At 57.9% G+C, this 2,992-nt stretch carries 2 protein-coding genes; one reads left to right on the forward strand and one right to left on the reverse strand.

The genetic code is table 11. The features are described from left to right. On the forward strand, window positions 1–273 hold a 273-nt coding region (locus VMW13_10455), incomplete at its 5' end, for a hypothetical protein (protein HUV45234.1). 97 nt (window positions 274–370) lie between these two features. Here the strand turns inward: VMW13_10455 and VMW13_10460 are convergent. Then, on the reverse strand, window positions 371–2,992 hold a 2,622-nt coding region (locus VMW13_10460; GenBank protein HUV45235.1), incomplete at its 5' end, for an alpha-2-macroglobulin family protein.

The following is a 2,992-nucleotide window of genomic DNA, read 5'->3' on the forward strand; positions in this document are numbered from 1 at the left end:
TCATTCCAGGCCGAAGCTCTGAGAGAAGGGGAAGCAAAGAGGCAGCGAAGAATCTCTGCCTTTTGCTGGAAGGATGCTGCCACGAGATTGCTTCGTCGCTGTGCTCCTCGCAATGACAACGTAGCTGAATCATGCCTGCACCTGTCATTCCAGGCCGAAGCTCTGAGCGGAGGGGAAGCGAAGAGGCAGCGAAGAATCCCTGCCTTTTGCTGGAAGGATGCTGCCACGAGATTGCTTCGTCGCTGTGCTCCTCGCAATGACAACGTAGCTTAAGAGAGTGGGGTCGAGCTATAAAACCCGACCCCACTCTGCTCCGGGGGCACTGCCACCCCGCACCGGGAGATGTGAACCCCCCGGCAGCTTTGGAGAACTAGTTTCCGGTAACGATGACATCCTCGCCCAGCGTCTCGCCACGGATTTCCGGTTTGTAGTAGGAATACACCTCGGAGCTAACACCCCTGGCTTTTACGGGGTACATTGCCTGCACCTGGAAGGTGAAGGATATCCGGTCGCCGGTAAACATATCCTCAATGTAGAATATCACCTTGCGCCCGGCAACATCGTAGCGCTTGAGCCTGGCCTCCCCTTCAACAGCAGCCGCGATGGTCTCCGCCACCGGGGTAAAGCCAGTCGGTACAGAGATATCGGCAACTATCATCCCTGCCTTCATGGGCACCGGTGGGTTGAAGGCCAGTTCCACCGATACTGTCACCAGGTCGTTCACCTCGACATCAGTGACATCGTAGTCAACGTCTATACTCAGGATTTCCTCGCCCCTCTCCGCCTCGGGCAGGTTGAATCTGCGCACCACCTGTGCGACGGCCTCACCCTTACCGGTGACACCTATCTCGACCTCACGGTCTACCGGTATCGCCACCACCTGGAGGACATCGAAATTGTCCTGGGTCAGCCTGAGTTGCTTGCTGATTCCTTCGGTATCGATGGTTATCGTCAGGTCGACATCGGCCCTGGAGCCGGTGGAGTATTCGGTGAGCGCCTGAAGGGTGACCACCGTGTCCTGAGTGGAGCCGAAGCCGCCGTAGGCGTTTCTGCGCGATACCAGCCATTTTGAGGAGCGTGACGCATTGAAGACATCGCCACGTTTGATGAGAGCCAGGGTGGCATAGGCAGTGGTCTCAATCTCGGTGCTTCGATTCTGGTCCGGCGGCATGCGGCGGGTGATGCCCTTGCCTTCCACAGGCACCGGCCCTTCTCCGGCACCCCAGTGCAGACCGTCCTCGTCTTCCTGGGCCATGTCCATCAGCTTCTGGTAAACTTCATTGCTTTTGTCGCTACCGGCAAACTCCAGGGCGTAGGCGGTGAGCGCCACAGTGTAGGCGTCATCCATTCCGCTGAGCCTGCCTTCCAGGTAATCGACCGCCCTGGCAGCGCCGGTGGTGTCCCCTGCTTCCATCAGTGCTATGGCCACATAGGCAGTCAGGGCATCCTTACCGGACATCCCGCCCAACATCTCCTGGTGGTGTACAAACCCGACGACGTCAAAGGAGCCGTCCTGGTTCTGGTGACCCTTTATCCACGTCCTGGCCTCATTGAGCACACTATCGTCGATATACATCAGGTCCCTGGCCTGGGCGAACGACTTCAGGACAAAGGCGGTCAGCCACAGGCTACCCTCATCATCGCTCTGACCGAAGGCGGAGAAGCTGCCGTCATTACGGCGGTAGGTCAACTGCCTCTGGTAACCGGTTATCATCAGTTTTTCGGCCCTGGCCATTATCTCCGGCTTGACCTGCCCGCTCTCCTGGAGATACCTGGTGATGAAGATATCGGGCGCCAGTGTTATCATGTTCTGCTCGCCACAGCCGAATGGCATCTGGATAAGCCCCTCCAGTCCCTCAATTGTCTGGGTGAGGTAGCTGGAGGTCACCGTCAGGTATGCCCGGCCGGAACCGGTAACAGCCGCGAAAGGTATCGCCGTCGAGATTACCCTTGAGTCTCCCTCCGACAGGTTGAGGTTGTCCACCACTTCTCGGGAAACGCCCTCCGGTTCGATGATGATGGTCTTTATCATGGCATCGGCAGCCTGCTTGCTGCGCGCCGTAACCTTGACTTCGTTGATGCCCAGTCCTGTCGGTCGAATCATGAATGAGGCTCCGCCAATCTCGTTAGCAGCAATCTCAACCGTTCGGACAGTTTCGTCCAGCAAGTCGAACCAGTCGGCTTCTTCAATCTCCACCTGCACGCTCTGCGGTTCGTCCAGGTAGTTGTAGATGGCTACCTGCACCGGGAACTCCTCACTCCTTATCGCCGAGTACGGCAGGTCTATCTTGAGGAAGAACGGCTGAAACGCCCGCAGTTGGTCTTCTCCTATGCCCAGTCCTTTCTCCCTGGATATGGCGATGGCACGCATCATCCAGGTGGTAATCGTGTCCGGTACGGTCACCGTGACCGACTTACGGCCGTCAGTTCCCGTGGTCAGTTCGGCCCACAGCCAGGTCTCGGGGAAGAACTGCCTCACCCGCTGCACCTCAGCCAGTGTACCATTACCGGCATCATCAACCACCGGAGCCGCAGCCGGTGCTACTTCGGCCTCCTCAACCTCTGCCATTCCTTTTTCCATGAGACCATCTCGCGCCAGGAAAATGCCCTTGCCTCCCTGGGACTCGTACTCCTTGCCTTCGGGTATGTTATTGTTACTCAGCACCACCACACCGGCATCTTCAAAGACATCCTTCGCCCCCCTGGTGGTGATTGTCGGGTATATCGAGACCTCGTGCAGTTCTACCTGGGGTTTCATGTGGAGCCTCTCCAGCTCGTCGAAGACCTGCTGGAGATTGAGCCGGTTCTCGGCCAGTATAAAGACCGACCTGTCCACAACGGCAATGCCCACCCTGGCTTCGCCCTCAGTGGTGAGGTTGATATCCACTTCGGTGCCGGGTGCGGCTTCCTCTTTGCTGAACTCCGCGGTCACCTCGTGGGGGTACTCCGGTATGACCTGGAACGGTATGTAGTCCGCGGCGACCTCGCTGTT

Source organism: Dehalococcoidales bacterium (assembly GCA_035529395.1).
In the GTDB taxonomy this organism is placed as follows: Bacteria; Chloroflexota; Dehalococcoidia; order Dehalococcoidales; family Fen-1064; genus DUES01.